The sequence below is a fragment of the Malikia sp. genome (genome assembly GCF_028687635.1).
Classification (GTDB): Bacteria; Pseudomonadota; Gammaproteobacteria; order Burkholderiales; family Burkholderiaceae_C; genus Malikia.
Genome location: NZ_JAQTZS010000041.1, coordinates 1 through 13076, shown reverse-complemented (window position 1 = coordinate 13076; position 13076 = coordinate 1). Strand labels below are relative to the sequence as shown.

The window sequence follows — 13076 nt, the reverse complement described above, 5'->3', positions numbered from 1 at the left end:
CGACAACGACAGCAGCAACGTGAGCATACGCCGGCGCAAGATGCGCGCCGGCACCAGCCTCGACTACCGCCAGCAGATCCTGTTCGGTCAAATCTCGCCAGACTCAACATAGCGCGATCGCCCTGGGGAAATAGGCCATGCCAGACACCCGCCAGACGGTCTCGGCCTAAACTTGAAAGCTGTCGCAACCTTTACACGCAATATCCATGCAAAACAGCCCCTCCCTGTTCGATCCCGTCACCATCGGTGCCTGGCAGCTGCCCAATCGCGTCGTGATGGCCCCGCTGACGCGCAACCGCGCGCCAGGCCAGATCCCCACGCCGATCATGGCGACCTACTACGGCCAGCGCGCCCACCCGGTCACCGGCGCCGGCCTGATCATCAGCGAGGGCACGCCGGTCTGCGCCGAGGGTCACGGCTACTCCGACACCCCCGGCCTGCACAGCCCCGAACAGGTCGAAGCCTGGAAGCCGGTGACCGCCGCCGTGCACGCCCAGGGCGGCCACATCGTGGCGCAGATCTGGCATGTCGGGCGCATCTCGCATGTCGAGCTGCAGCCGAACGGCCAGGCCCCGGTGGCGCCGTCGGCTGTGCGCGCCAACGCCAAGTGCTACCTGATCAAGGACGAGAACGGCCAGCGCAGCGGCGGCTTCGTCGACTGCTCGGAACCGCGCGCACTCAGCATTGATGAGATCGCCGGCGTGATCGAGAGCTTTGCCCAGGGCGCGCGCAACGCGATCGCGGCCGGCTTCGACGGCATCGAGATCCACGGCGCCAACGGCTACCTGCTCGACCAGTTCCTGCGCGAGGAATCCAACCGGCGCGACGACGCCTACGGCGGCTCGATCGAGAACCGCTGCCGCCTGATGGTCGAGGTGGTGCGCGCCTGCTGCGACGCGATTGGTGGCAACCGCGTCGGCCTGCGCCTGTCGCCGGTGATGGAAGGCAACGGCGCGGTCTGCGACCCGCAAGCCCAGGCCATCCACGAGCATCTGATGCGCGCACTGGCCCCGCTGGGCCTGGCCTACCTGCACCTGATCGAAGGTCAGACTGGCGGCGCGCGCGACTACCAGCCCTTCGACTACGCTGCGCTGCGCGCCGCCTACCGCAACGCGGGTGGCCGTGGCGCCTGGATGGTCAACAACGGCTACGACCTCGCGCTGGCCCAGCAGTCGCTGGCCGAAGGGGCCGACCTGATCGCCTTCGGCAAGGCCTTCATCGCCAACCCCGACCTGACCGCACGCCTGCGCCAGGGCGGCCCGTTCAACGAGCCCGACCGCAACACCTTCTACGGTGGCGGCGAAGCGGCCAAGGGCTATACCGACTACCCCACCCTGGCCTGAACAACACGCGGCGGCCAACAGCCGCCTGCGGGCATCAGAACGGGCTCGACAGCTTGATCCAGGTGGTCTTGAGTTCGGTGTACTTGTCGAACGCGTGTAGCGACTTGTCGCGCCCGATGCCACTCTGGCGGAAGCCGCCAAACGGCACGGTGATGTCGTCGTCGTTGTACTGGTTGACATGCACGGTGCCAGCGCGCAACGCGCGCGCCACGCCATGCGCCTTGTTGAGGTCGCGGGTCCAGACGGCGGCCTGCAAGCCGTAGAGGCTGTCATTGGCCTGGCGCACCGCCTCGGCGGCGTCGCTGAAGGACAGCACGCTCAGCACCGGGCCGAAGATCTCCTCGCGGGCAATCTTCATGTCGTTCGTGACGCCGTCGAAGATGGTCGGCTGCACATAGCAGCCGCCCGCCACCGGCTCGACCGCAGCGCCGCCAGTCAGCAGGCGCGCGCCCTGCTCCCGACCGGACTCGATATAGCCCAGCACGGTATCGAGCTGGACGCGGTCCACCACCGCGCCCATCAGCGTGCCGGGGGCCAGCGGGTCGCCCGGCTGGTACTTGGGCACCATGGCCAGCGCCTTTTCCAGGAAGGTGTCCTTGATCGACTCCTCGACGAACAGGCGCGAAGGCGCGTTGCAGCTCTCGCCCTGGTTGAAGAAGATGCTGCCGACGGCGGCCTCGACCGCGCGGTCCAGATCCGGGCAATCAGCGAACACGATGTTGGGCGACTTGCCGCCGAGCTCGGTCCAGGCGCGCTTGAGGTTGCTCTGGCCGGCCATGACATGGATCTGCTTGCCGATCCGGGTCGAGCCGGTGAAGGCGATGCAGTCGACATCCATGTGCAGCGCGAGCGGGCTGCCGGCCTCGGGGCCATGGCCCGGCACCACGCTGAAGACACCGGGCGGGATGCCGGCCTCCAGCGCCAGCTCGGCCAGCCGCAGCGCGGTCAGCGGGCTTTTCTCGCTCGGCTTGAGCACCACCGAGTTGCCGGCCGCCAGCGCTGGCGCGATCTTCCAGGCCGCCATCAGCAGCGGGTAGTTCCAGGGCACGATGACGCCAACCACGCCAAGCGGCTCGCGCGTGATCAGCGCCAGCGAATCGGCCGGCGTCGGCGCGATCTCGTCGTAGACCTTGTCGACCGCCTCGCCATACCAGCGGATGCAGTTGGCCGCGCCGGCCACGTCGACGCTGCGCGCGAAGCGCAGCGGCTTGCCCATGTCCAGGCATTCGGTCAACGCGAGCTCGTCGCGGTGCGCCAGCAGCAGCTCGGCCAGCTTGATCAGCACGCGCTTGCGCTGTGCCGGCGGCTGAGCGGCCCAGCGCTTGCTCTCGAAGGCGGCGCGCGCGGCCACCACCGCGACATCGATGTCGGCCGCGCCGCAGCGCGCGACCTGGGCGATCACGCGGCCGTCGACCGGCGAGATGCAGTCAAAGGTCTGGCCATCCAGCGCGGCGACACGCAGGCCACCGATCAGCGCGCGGCCGTCGAAGTTCGGGATCTTGAATTCGGTCATGGCGTTTGGCTCTCGCGAAGTCTCCTGTGGCTCCCAGCTTAACCCGAACGCCGGTCCATCCACCCGACCCGGCGTTCGCACTGGCCCTCAGCGCCCCAGCGCGGCCAGCTCGGCGCGCGTGGCGGCGGCGATCTCGCGCTCGCGCCTGCGGGTCCGGCGCGCGACCCAGACGCTGTAGCTCACGATCACGACGGTCACGGTCGCGATCAGCAAGGTCGCCGCCGCGTAGATGGTCGGGTTGATGCCGCGCCGCGCGTAGCCAAAGATCACCTGCGGCAGCGTGTTGACGCCGGGACCGGACAGGAACTCCGAGATCACCACATCGTCGAAGGACAGCGTGAACGACAGCAGGAAGGCCGCCAGGATGGCCTGGAAGATGTTGGGCAGCGTCACCAGGAAGAACACCTGATGCGGGCGCGCGCCGAGGTTCATCGCGGCTTCCTCGATGCTGTGGTCCATGTCGAGCAGGCGCGACTGCACCACCACCATGGCGTAGGCCATGCCCATCAGCGTGTGGCCGAAGATGATGGTCAGCATGCCGCGCTCGGGCCAGCCCAGCAGGTTCTGCGCGCCGACCATCAGCAGCAGCAGCGACAGGCCGATCACCACCTCGGGCATCACCAGCGGCGCGTTGACCATGCCCGAAAACAGCGTGCGGCCGAAGAAGCGCCGATAGCGCACCAGCACGAAGGCCGCGAAGGTGCCCAGCGTGGCCGACAGCAGGCCGGTGACGGTGGCGACCTTGAGCGAGAGGAAGAAGCCCTCGACGATCTTGCTGTCGCGCGTCAGCGCCTCGTACCAGCGCAGCGAGAAGCCGGTGAAGCGGGCGTCCTGGCGCGTGCTGTTGAACGAGAACACGATCATGAACAGCAGCGGCAGGTAGAGGAAGGCATAGACCAGCACCAACCAGGCCTTGCCGAAATGCTTTTCGAGGAATTTCATCGCCCCGCCCCTCTCAATGCTGTGACTCGGCCGATCGGCCATGGTGGCGGTAGTACAAGGCCAGCGGCACCACGACCGACGCGATCATCACCACCGCCAGCGCGGACGCACGCGGCCAGTTGTTGGCGGTGAACATCTCGTCCCAGACCGCGCGGCCGATCATGAGGTTCTCCGGGCCGCCCAGCAAGGACGGCGTCACGAACTCGCCAACCGCAGGGATGAAGACCAGCATGAAGCCCGCGACGATGCCGGCCTTGGACAGCGGCACGGTGACCAGCCAGAACGCCTTCCAGGGCGTGGCACCCAGGTCGTGGGCGGCTTCCAGCAGGCCGTAGTCTAGCTTGACCAGGGTGGCGTAGAGCGGCAGCACCATGAAGGGCAGGTAGACATAGGTCATGCCGACCAGCATCGAGACATCGGTGTAGAGCATCTGGACCGGCTCAGGCGTCAGCCCGAAGGCCAGCAACAGCTGGTTGACCACGCCCTGGTCGGCCAGGATGCCCTTCCAGGCGTAGACCCGCAGCAGGAAGCTGGTCCAGAACGGCAGCATCACCATCATCAGCAGCGCCGGGCGCAGGTGCGCGTCGGCGCGCGCGATGAAGTAGGCGAAGGGGTAGCCGATCACCAGGCACAGCGTCGCGGTCGCGAAGGCGTACTTGAGCGATCTGCCATAGGCCTCGAGGTAGAGCGTGTCGAACGCCGCCCGGCCTTCGGCGCGAAAGATCGAGACGTAGTTCTCGTACTTGAGGTTGACCACCCCGCTCGCGCTGTCCCACAGCGGCTTGAACGGGTGGATGTCGTTGCCCATGTCCACGAAGCTGATGTAGAGCAGGATCAGGAACGGCAGCAAGAAGAACAGGGCCAGCCAGGTGAATGGCACGCCGATCACGAACTCGCGCCCGAGCAGGCGCAGGAAGCGGTTCATCGCGGGCTCCCTCAGTCGCGCAGCGCGACGCCGTCGGTGTCATCCCACCAGAAGAAGACCGGGTCCTCCCAGGTGAGGTCGAGCAGGTCGTGGCGCGAGCCATTGGGCTCGGTGATCTTGACCTTGGAGCCGTCCGGCGTGACCACGATGAAGGTGTTGAAGCTGCCGAAGTAGGCGATCTCCTTGACCCGGCCGCTGAACAGGTTGCGGTCCACCCCGGCCGGGCGCTGCTTGGCGATGCTGATCTTCTCCGGGCGCACCGCCAGCGTCACCGGCATGCCGAGCGTGCCGCTGATGCCATGGCCGACCCGCATCTCGCCGAGCGCGGTCGTGATCGAGCAGTGATCGGCCTCGTCGACGCTCAGCTTGCCATCGAACAGGTTGACGTTGCCGATGAAATCGGCGACGAAGCGGTTGGCGGGGAACTCGTAGATCTCCTTCGGGCTGCCGACCTGCAGCACGCGGCCCTTGCTCATGACCGCGATCCGGTTGGCCATGCTCATGGCCTCCTCCTGGTCATGCGTCACCATCACGCAGGTCACGCCGACGCTCTCGATGATGTTGACCAGCTCGAACTGGGTCTGCTCGCGCAGCTTCTTGTCGAGCGCGCCGAGCGGCTCGTCGAGCAGCAGCAGCTTAGGGCGCTTGGCCAGGCTGCGCGCCAGCGCGACGCGCTGCTGCTGGCCACCCGAGAGCTGGTGCGGCTTGCGCTTGGCATAGGGGGTCAGCTGCACCAGCTCCAGCATCTCGCCGACGCGGCGCTTGATCTCGGCCTTCGGCAGCCCCTCGCGCTTGAGGCCGAAGGCCACGTTCTCCCAGAGGTCCAGGTGCGGAAACAGCGCATAGCTCTGGAACATCATGTTGATCGGGCGCTCGTAGGGCGCCAGGCCGGCCACGTCCTGGCCACCGAGCAGGATGCGGCCCGCGCTCGGTTTCTCGAAGCCGGCGAACATGCGCAGCAGCGTCGACTTGCCGCAGCCCGAGCTGCCCAGCAGCGCGAAGATCTCGCCCTGGCGGATCGACAGGTTGACCTCGTCGACCGCGATCGCCTCGTCGAAGCGCTTGACCAGGTCCTCCGTGACCAGGTAACCCTCTTTCACATCCTTGTCTGCCATGACGGTCTTTCGCTGTTGCTGGGACTGCAAAGAAAAAGGGCTGTTTGCGCCAAACAGCCCCTGCTTCACCGGCTGACGCCGGTGCGTCACTTGCCCTGCTTGAAGGTGTTGTAGGCGTTGGCCATGGCCTCGCGCGCCTCGTTGCTGAAGCTGCTCGGCGGCACCATCTTGCCCAGGTAGGACGACTCGACGAAGATGGTCTTGTTGCCCGCGATCTCGGGCTTGACCAGCGCGACGCCGGCCTTGTTGCCGGTGTTGTAGTTCATCTCGTTGGCCATCTTGGCCGCGTTCTCAGGCCGCAGGTAGAACTCGATGAACTTGTGCGCGTTGAGCGAGTGCTTGGCGTCCTTGGTGATCGCGATGGTGTCGAAGAAGCTCAAGGCGCCCGTGCTCGGCAGCAGGGCCTCGATCACGTCGGTGGAGCCGTTCTCCTTGGCGCGGCCGGCCGCGATGTTGATGTCGCCGGCCCAGCCGACCACCGCGCAGGCCTTGCCGCCCGCGACATCGTCGATCATGGTCGCGCTGAACAGGCGGATGTCCTTGCGCACCTTGCCGAGCATCTCGGTCGCGGCCTTGTAGTCCGCCGGATCGTTCGAGTAGGCGTCCTTGCCGATGTAGTGCAGCGCGGCCGGCAGGATCTCGGTCGGCGAGTCGAGGTAGGCGATGCCGCAGGACTTGAGCTTGGCGGTGTACTCGGGCTTGAACACCAGGTCCCAGGCGTTTTCGGGCATCGGGGTCTTGCCCAGGGCTTTCTCGACCTGGGTCCGGTTGATGCCGACGGTGGTGAAGCTCCAGCCCCAGGGAATCAGGTGCTGGTTGCCCGGATCGGCCTTGTCGAGGATCTTCATGACATCCGGGTCGAGGTTGCCCAGGTTGGAGATCTTGGACTTGTCGAGCGGCTGCAGCAGGCCGCCTTCGATCTGCGGCTTGGCGAACACCGCGCCCGGCACCACGATGTCGTAGCCGGTGCTGCCCGCGACCAGCTTGGCGTGCAGCGCCTCGTTGGTCTCGAAGGTGTCGTAGTTGACCTTGATGCCGGTTTCCTGCTCGAAGGCCGCGATCATGCCCTCGGGGATGTAGTCCGGCCAGTTGTAGATGTTGAGGACCTTATCCTCGGCCGCGACCGGCGTGGCCACGGGAGCCTGTGCCACGGGCTCTTTTTGCTTGCCGCAGGCCATCAACGCCGCAGCCGCGATGGCCGCCATCAGCACAACTCGTTTTTGCATCACTTTTCTTGCTCCATGTGATCGATGGTCCGAGCCATTGCCAGACCGGCAAAGCCTTGCATTTCCCGTGCCAAGCATCTCGCATTGTAGTCAAAGAGAGCGCCCGGTTCAGCTTTTTTGCGTGCACACCGGGGGTATGCCAAAGCTGTGGAGGTACCCCACTGGGGTATACCGACGGGTTTGCCTGACGAGCCGGAGGGGGCTTGTTGCCGTGGTTTTCCCCCGTGTGGAAGTTCTCTCTCTATCTCTTATTCTTTATTCTTTAAGTATAGTAGTAGTAGTAGAGGGAAGCATATTTCTGTGGACAAGTACACAATCCCATTGTTTATCAATAGCTTAAGAATTGTATAAGTTTGTTGGAAAGGCCTGAATTGTGGGTGGGTTTACAGATAACAACTTTTACGATTCCAACTTTCGTGTGGATAACATGGTAGTTGTTAAATTTTTACCCACAAGGTTGTCAACAGGCTGCGGAAACGCGATTGCCTAAAAAATAAGCACCAAAAGTGGTGCTCATCCAGGTGCCAAAATTTCTAATCTGGCATGTAAAAAAATTCACAACTCGGCCAGCGTGCGGTCCAGCGCCAGCCGGATCAGCGCGATCATCTGGTCGATCTGCTCACGATTCATGATCAGCGGCGGCGCGACGATCATGCGGTCGCCGACCGCGCGCATGACCAGGCCGTTGTCGAAGCAGTGCTTGCGGCAGATCATCCCGACCTGCCGCTCGGCCGGGAAGGGTTGGCGTGTCGCCTTGTCCCGAACCAGCGCCAGGCCGGCGACGAAGCCGCAGCTCTCGGCGATGCCGACCAGCGGGTGCTCGGCCAGCTCGCCAAAGCGCTGCGCCAGATAGGGACCCGTGTCGTTACGCACCCGGCCCGGCAGGTCCTCGCGCTCCAGGATGTCGAGGTTGGCCAGTGCCACCGCGCAGGCCACCGGGTGGCCGCTGTAGGTATAGCCGTGGGTGAACTCGCCGCCCTGCTCGATCATCACCTGCGCGACGCGTTCGTTGATCAGCGTGCCGCCCAGCGGCTGATAACCGCTGGTCACGCCCTTGGCGAAGGTCACCAGGTCGGGCCGGATGCCGAACTTCTCGTAGCCGAACCAGTGGCCCAGGCGGCCGAAGCCGCAGATCACCTCGTCGGCGATCAGCAGGATGCCGTACTGGTCGACGATGCGCTGCACCTCGGGCCAGTAGCTGTCGGGCGGGATGATCACGCCGCCGGCACCCTGCACCGGCTCGGCGATGAAGGCGCCGACCTTGTCCGGGCCGACTTCCAGGATCTTGTCCTCCAGCCAGCGCGCGGCGCGCAGGCCGAAATCATCCCGGCTCTCGCCCGGCTCGGCCAGGCCATACCAGTAGGGCTGCTGGACATGGGTGATGTTGGGCAGCGGCAGGTCGCCCTGCGCGTGCATGCCGCTCATGCCGCCGAGCGAGGCGCCCGCCATCGTGCTGCCGTGGTAGGCGTTGATGCGGCTGATGATGACCTTGCGCCGCGGCTGGCCCTGCAGGTCCCAGTAGCGCCGCACCAGCCGCACATTGGTGTCGTTGCTCTCGCTGCCGCTGCTGGAGAAGAACACATGGCTGAAGCGCCGCCCGCCGACCGGCGGCGCCAGCTCGCTCAGGCGCGCGGCCAGCCGCACCGCCGGTTCGGTCGTGGTCTGGAAGAAGCTGTTGTAGTAGGGCAGTTCCAGCATCTGGCGGTAGGCGGCCTCGGCCAGTTCGCGCCGGCCGTAGCCCGCGTTGACGCACCAGAGTCCGCTCATCGCGTCCAGGATCTGGTGCCCCTCGCTGTCCCAGACATGGATGCCGTCGGCGCGGGTGATGATGCGCGCGCCCTTCCTTGCCAGCCCCTGGTGATCGGTGAAGGGATGCAGGAAATGCGCGCTGTCGAGTGCCTGCAGCTCGGCGGTCAAGGGTTGTCTGGTCAGGGTTTCATGGGTCATGGACGGGTCTCCTGGCGATTTGTGGAGTAGGTGGAAAGAATCAGACATGCAGCAGCAGGTGCTCGCGCTCCCAGGGCGAGATCACCTTCATGAACTCCTCGAATTCGAGTTCCTTGATCTCGGTGTAGACCGTGATGAAGCCCTCGCCCAGCACCTCGTGCAGGTCGGTCTCGCGCCGCAGCCAGTCGAGCGCCTCGCCCAGGCTGCGTGGCAGCGAATAGGCCGACAGGTAGGCGTCGCCACGCATCTCGGGCTTCGGTCGCAGCTTGTTCTTCAGGCCCAGGTAGCCGCAGGCCAGCGTCATCGCCAGCGCGACATAGGGGTTGGCGTCGGCGCCGATCACGCGGTTCTCGACCCGGCGCGCCTGCGGACCCGAGATCGGCGAGCGGATGCCGACCGTGCGGTTGTCGTAGCCCCATTCGATGTTGATCGGCGCCGCCGTGTGGCGCGCCAGCCGGCGGTAGCTGTTGACATAGGGCGCGACCAGCGCCATCGCGGCCGGGATGTAGCGCTGCAGCCCGCCGATGAAATGGAAGAACTCCTCCGACGGCGACCCATCGGCCTGGCTGAAGATGTTGTGGCCTGACTCCAGGTCGACCAGGCTCTGGTGGATATGCATCGCGCTGCCGGGCTCGCCCGCGATCGGCTTGGCCATGAAGGTCGCGTACATGTCGTGGCGCAGCGCGGCCTCGCGCACGGTGCGCTTGAACATGAAGACCTCATCGGCCAGGTTGAGCGGATCGCCGTGGAAGAAGTTGATCTCCATCTGGCCGGCGCCGACCTCGTGGATCAGGGTGTCGACGTTGAGCTCCATCTTCTGGCAGTAGTCATAGATGTCCTCGAACAGCGGGTCGAACTCGTTGACCGCGTCGATGCTGTAGGCCTGGCGCGAGGTCTCGGCCCGGCCGCTGCGGCCCACCGGCGCCTTCAGCGGCATGTTGGAGTCGGTGTTGCGCGCGGTCAGGTAGAACTCAAGCTCGGGCGCGACCACCGGGCTCAGGCCCATCTTCTCGTAGAGGCCGCAGACATGGCGCAGCACGCTGCGCGGCGCGTAGGGAATCAACTTGCCGTCATGATCGAAGCAGTCGTGGATCACCTGGGCGGTCGGGTCGCTGGCCCAGGGCACGATGCGCACCGTCGCCGGGTCGGGGCGCAACTGCATGTCGTGGTCGGTCGGCGCGATCACGTCGTAATAGGGGCCGCTGGGCGGGAATTCGCCGGTCACGCCCATCGCGACGATGCCCTGTGGCAGCCGCATGCCACGGTCCTCGGTGAACTTCTCGCGCGGCAGGATCTTGCCGCGCGCCACCCCGGTCAGGTCGGGTACCAGGCACTCGATCTCGGTCACGCGGCGCTGGTTGAGCCAATGCTCCAGCTCGTTGTAGTTCTGCGGAGCGTCCTTGCGGTTGTTCATGTCTGCCTCTGCTGGGTGGTTCTTGTGTTCATGTGGCCAGGCGCCGCGCCTGGCGCATTCGCGCCGCGTCACCGAAGGCCGACAGGATGGCGGCATAGAAGGGGTGTTCGGCGCAGCGCCACTCGGGGTGCCACTGCACCGCGCAGGCGAAGGCTCGCGCCCCTTCCAGCTCGAAGGCCTCGACCAGGCCGTCGGGCGCGTGCGCCGTGGCGCGCAGTCCGGGCGCGAGCTGGTCCACGCCCTGGCCGTGCAGCGAGTTGACCCGCGCGACCGGCCCGCCAGCCCAGCGTTCCATCGCGCTGCCGGGTGCCAGCCGGATCTCGTGGCTGGGGGCGTATTCCTGCTCCGGTGTGTCGCCGCCCTCGCGGTGGTCCATCAGACCGGGGACGGCCTGCACCGTCTGGTGCAGGCTACCGCCGAGCGCGACGTTGATTTCCTGGAAGCCACGGCAGATGCCCAGCAGCGGAACGCCTTCCTCGACACAGGCGCGCACCAGGGCCAGCGTCAGCGTGTCGCGCGCCGGGTCGAGCGGCAGCAAGGGGTCGTGGACCTGCTGGTCGAAATGCGAGGGGTGGACGTTGGACGGGGAGCCCGTCAGCAGCACGCCATCGACCAGGCCCAGCAAGCCGGGCAGATCGTCGGCCTTGGCGAGCGGGAACATCACGGGCTGCGCCTGGGCGCAGTCCCGGACCGCGCGGGCGTATTTGTCGCCCAGCAGCAGATAGGGCGTGGCGTGCCGGCCCAGCGTTCTGTGGTCGGCCGGCAGCCAGACCAGGCAGGGTGGCTGCTTCATCTTGCAATCCTCCTGATTTGTGATCATTCTGCTTGGGAAATGCCAGGCAGGCAAGGATCGCGGCATCAGGATAAGCACGAAGCAGGCCAGTGATTGGGTTTGCGCCCAGGCCGTGGCGCAAGTTAGCTGCGGATCAGTTTGCGCTTGCTATCCCCGTTATCGCATCGCTTATTTCAGCTTCTCCTTGATTTACTTCCAGCGCTTGTCTTTGATCTGCGATCATGCTCCGGTAGTTGCCTCGAAGGCGATCGAAGGCGGAGGCAGTTCATGGCAAGCCTGGAAATAGGCTTCCACGCTGTCGAGCACCTGCTGCTGGTAGATCTTGGGCGCGAAGGCGGTCATGTCGGTTTCCCGTGCACCGAAGCCGCGTCCGGCAGGCTGCTGGCCTGACCAGCCTGGGGATAGACATGCTCCAGCACCCCGTTACGCATCACCACCACGGCAGTCCCGGTCTGCGCCGCGATCTGTCGAGCGCGCAGGGCGGCACGTTGCAGGGCCAGCCAGGAGCCGCGCAGGTCGGCATTGGTCGCGGTTTCAATCGGTTGGGAAGGGGTCATGCTGCTTCACTCCAGTTCAGCAAAATCGGTTGTTCGCCCGAGTTGTCATACAGCGCCCACGCATCCACGACAGGGGCGTAATGCTGGGTCAGGTTTTCCAGTCCGGCATCAAAGCGACGGCGGATCACGGCTTCAGGGATATGGTGTCCACCTTGTTTGACACGCTGTGCCACCCGTGCCACCGCCTCATCCGAGCTGGCGAGCCGGAGAAAAATCAGCTCCACGCGGTACCCGGCTGCGCGCCAGCGGGCAATGTGACGCAGGTAGGTGCGCCCCGACAGCGTGGTTTCGAAGGCGAAGCTTTGCCCTGCCTGAAAATGCCGCTCCAGTTCTGCCAGCATCAGCCGCGCAGCCGGCAAGGCCGCGCTTTCCGGTGCAAACGGCGCCAAGCCAGCCGCGATCAGGTCGGCGTTCAGGAACCTGGGGCAGCCGGCTTCGTTGGGCAGGAATTCACGGGCAAACGTGGTTTTTCCCGCGCCATTTGGCCCGGCGATGATGATGATCTTGCGCTCTGCCATTGGGTCAGACCTCCAGCGCGTCGCTGTCACGACGGTGGTTCTCGCCGCAGGACAGTTCAGGCACCGGTTCCAGCAGTCGGAAAGGCACGTCCTTGTGATGTTTGATGACGGCGTCCTTGCCGATCCAGTTCAATGTTGGCATTCAGCCTATCCAATCAAGCTTGACGCGACGGCGCCGGGCCATCGCGGTGTTGTTCTTCGTTCGCACCGCCCGTGCGCGCGCAGTCGTCGCCACCGGACCGCTCGACCTTAAGCGCGCGCTGGATGGCCGCGAAGACCGCCGAGAGGTTGCTCATGGTCGGATTGCCCGACTGCGACAGCATCCGGTGCAGGCTCTTGGCCGGCTTGTGGATGGCTCCGGCCAGCGCCTCGAAGCCGATGCTGGCGTTGACGAGGTCACGCAAGACCCGTTTGGCCGCATCGGGCTCGCCGTTGATGAACAGGGTGATGGCCTCGTCCAGCAGAGCCTGTGCGAAGGCAGGGTCGTTCTGTGCGCGGGCCACGCTGGTGTTGCCATTTTGCCAGCATGGCTTGGGAGATATGGGGGCCGGTGCATTTTTACTGTGAGGGCGTCATAGTGAACGTGATCGCAGCTTGCTTGAGTAGTGACGGCGACCTCCCCTGTTTAGGGGATATAAACTAGGACATCATGGGAGTAAGTTAGTCCTGAGAAATTTTTCGATCCATGCCCCTGTTTTGGCCCGCCATCGGTTCTAATCCTGCCCAGTGCGGCAGGTGCCGCGTCATGAGGACGAGGGAAACGGATGGGCAAGCGACTCGACA

At 65.3% G+C, this 13076-nt stretch carries 14 protein-coding genes; 1 reads left to right on the top strand and 13 read right to left on the bottom strand.

The features are described from left to right. The first annotated feature begins 206 nt into the window (after positions 1-206). Positions 207-1343, top strand: a complete 1137-nt coding sequence (locus PHR85_RS14980; protein ID WP_300055949.1) for an alkene reductase — start codon at positions 207-209, stop codon at positions 1341-1343. A 34-nt stretch (positions 1344-1377) separates the two neighbouring features. Here the strand turns inward: PHR85_RS14980 and PHR85_RS14975 are convergent, their stop codons facing one another. From PHR85_RS14975 to PHR85_RS14915, 13 genes are all read right to left on the bottom strand, one after another. Then, positions 1378-2856, bottom strand: a complete 1479-nt coding sequence (locus PHR85_RS14975) for an aldehyde dehydrogenase (protein ID WP_300055946.1) — start codon at positions 2854-2856, stop codon at positions 1378-1380. A gap of 87 nt (positions 2857-2943) precedes the next feature. Continuing rightward, positions 2944-3798 carry an ABC transporter permease gene (locus PHR85_RS14970; RefSeq protein ID WP_300055943.1) on the bottom strand — a complete coding sequence of 285 codons (855 nt, stop codon included), beginning with the start codon at positions 3796-3798 and terminating at the stop codon, positions 2944-2946. A 13-nt stretch (positions 3799-3811) separates the two neighbouring features. Continuing rightward, positions 3812-4723 carry an ABC transporter permease gene (locus PHR85_RS14965; RefSeq protein ID WP_300055940.1) on the bottom strand — a complete coding sequence of 304 codons (912 nt, stop codon included), beginning with the start codon at positions 4721-4723 and terminating at the stop codon, positions 3812-3814. Positions 4724-4734: 11 nt separating this feature from the next. Then, entirely contained in the window at positions 4735-5838 is a 1104-nt protein-coding gene (locus PHR85_RS14960) for an ABC transporter ATP-binding protein (protein WP_300055937.1), read from the bottom strand. Positions 5839-5924: 86 nt separating this feature from the next. Next, positions 5925-7064: an extracellular solute-binding protein gene (locus PHR85_RS14955; RefSeq protein WP_300055934.1), complete on the bottom strand. Its 1140-nt coding sequence runs from the start codon at positions 7062-7064 to the stop codon at positions 5925-5927. Between the two features lie 555 nt (positions 7065-7619). After that, positions 7620-9011 carry an aspartate aminotransferase family protein gene (locus tag PHR85_RS14950; protein WP_300055931.1) on the bottom strand — a complete coding sequence of 464 codons (1392 nt, stop codon included), beginning with the start codon at positions 9009-9011 and terminating at the stop codon, positions 7620-7622. 40 nt (positions 9012-9051) lie between these two features. Next, a complete protein-coding gene (locus PHR85_RS14945; protein ID WP_300055928.1) occupies positions 9052-10425 on the bottom strand; it encodes a glutamine synthetase family protein in 1374 nt (457 codons plus the stop codon). 28 nt (positions 10426-10453) lie between these two features. Next, the gene (locus PHR85_RS14940) at positions 10454-11218 is read right to left on the bottom strand and encodes a gamma-glutamyl-gamma-aminobutyrate hydrolase family protein (RefSeq protein ID WP_300055925.1); all 765 of its coding nucleotides are present in this window, start codon (positions 11216-11218) and stop codon (positions 10454-10456) included. Positions 11219-11437: 219 nt separating this feature from the next. Continuing rightward, positions 11438-11560: a hypothetical protein gene (locus tag PHR85_RS14935; protein WP_300055923.1), complete on the bottom strand. Its 123-nt coding sequence runs from the start codon at positions 11558-11560 to the stop codon at positions 11438-11440. Further along, a complete protein-coding gene (locus tag PHR85_RS14930; protein ID WP_300055920.1) occupies positions 11557-11775 on the bottom strand; it encodes a hypothetical protein in 219 nt (72 codons plus the stop codon). The genes PHR85_RS14935 and PHR85_RS14930 overlap by 4 nt, the downstream gene beginning before the upstream one ends. After that, a complete protein-coding gene (locus PHR85_RS14925; RefSeq protein ID WP_300055915.1) occupies positions 11772-12293 on the bottom strand; it encodes a zeta toxin family protein in 522 nt (173 codons plus the stop codon). The genes PHR85_RS14930 and PHR85_RS14925 overlap by 4 nt, the downstream gene beginning before the upstream one ends. A gap of 4 nt (positions 12294-12297) precedes the next feature. Beyond that, entirely contained in the window at positions 12298-12435 is a 138-nt protein-coding gene (locus PHR85_RS14920) for a hypothetical protein (protein ID WP_300055912.1), read from the bottom strand. 13 nt (positions 12436-12448) lie between these two features. Next, complete coding sequence (locus tag PHR85_RS14915) at positions 12449-12796, bottom strand: transcriptional regulator (protein WP_300055910.1); 348 nt, start codon at positions 12794-12796, stop codon at positions 12449-12451. Between the last annotated feature and the right edge of the window lie 280 nt (positions 12797-13076).

Coding starts and splice junctions, on each gene's coding strand:
- PHR85_RS14945 (WP_300055928.1), bottom strand. CDS start 10,425: ATGAACAACCGCAAGGACGCTCCGCAGAACTACAACGAGCTGGAGCAT.
- PHR85_RS14950 (WP_300055931.1), bottom strand. CDS start 9,011: ATGACCCATGAAACCCTGACCAGACAACCCTTGACCGCCGAGCTGCAG.
- PHR85_RS14920 (WP_300055912.1), bottom strand. CDS start 12,435: ATGCCAACATTGAACTGGATCGGCAAGGACGCCGTCATCAAACATCAC.
- PHR85_RS14930 (WP_300055920.1), bottom strand. CDS start 11,775: ATGACCCCTTCCCAACCGATTGAAACCGCGACCAATGCCGACCTGCGC.
- PHR85_RS14940 (WP_300055925.1), bottom strand. CDS start 11,218: ATGAAGCAGCCACCCTGCCTGGTCTGGCTGCCGGCCGACCACAGAACG.
- PHR85_RS14955 (WP_300055934.1), bottom strand. CDS start 7,064: ATGCAAAAACGAGTTGTGCTGATGGCGGCCATCGCGGCTGCGGCGTTG.
- PHR85_RS14970 (WP_300055943.1), bottom strand. CDS start 3,798: ATGAAATTCCTCGAAAAGCATTTCGGCAAGGCCTGGTTGGTGCTGGTC.
- PHR85_RS14975 (WP_300055946.1), bottom strand. CDS start 2,856: ATGACCGAATTCAAGATCCCGAACTTCGACGGCCGCGCGCTGATCGGT.
- PHR85_RS14925 (WP_300055915.1), bottom strand. CDS start 12,293: ATGGCAGAGCGCAAGATCATCATCATCGCCGGGCCAAATGGCGCGGGA.
- PHR85_RS14935 (WP_300055923.1), bottom strand. CDS start 11,560: ATGACCGCCTTCGCGCCCAAGATCTACCAGCAGCAGGTGCTCGACAGC.
- PHR85_RS14980 (WP_300055949.1), top strand. CDS start 207: ATGCAAAACAGCCCCTCCCTGTTCGATCCCGTCACCATCGGTGCCTGG.
- PHR85_RS14965 (WP_300055940.1), bottom strand. CDS start 4,723: ATGAACCGCTTCCTGCGCCTGCTCGGGCGCGAGTTCGTGATCGGCGTG.
- PHR85_RS14960 (WP_300055937.1), bottom strand. CDS start 5,838: ATGGCAGACAAGGATGTGAAAGAGGGTTACCTGGTCACGGAGGACCTG.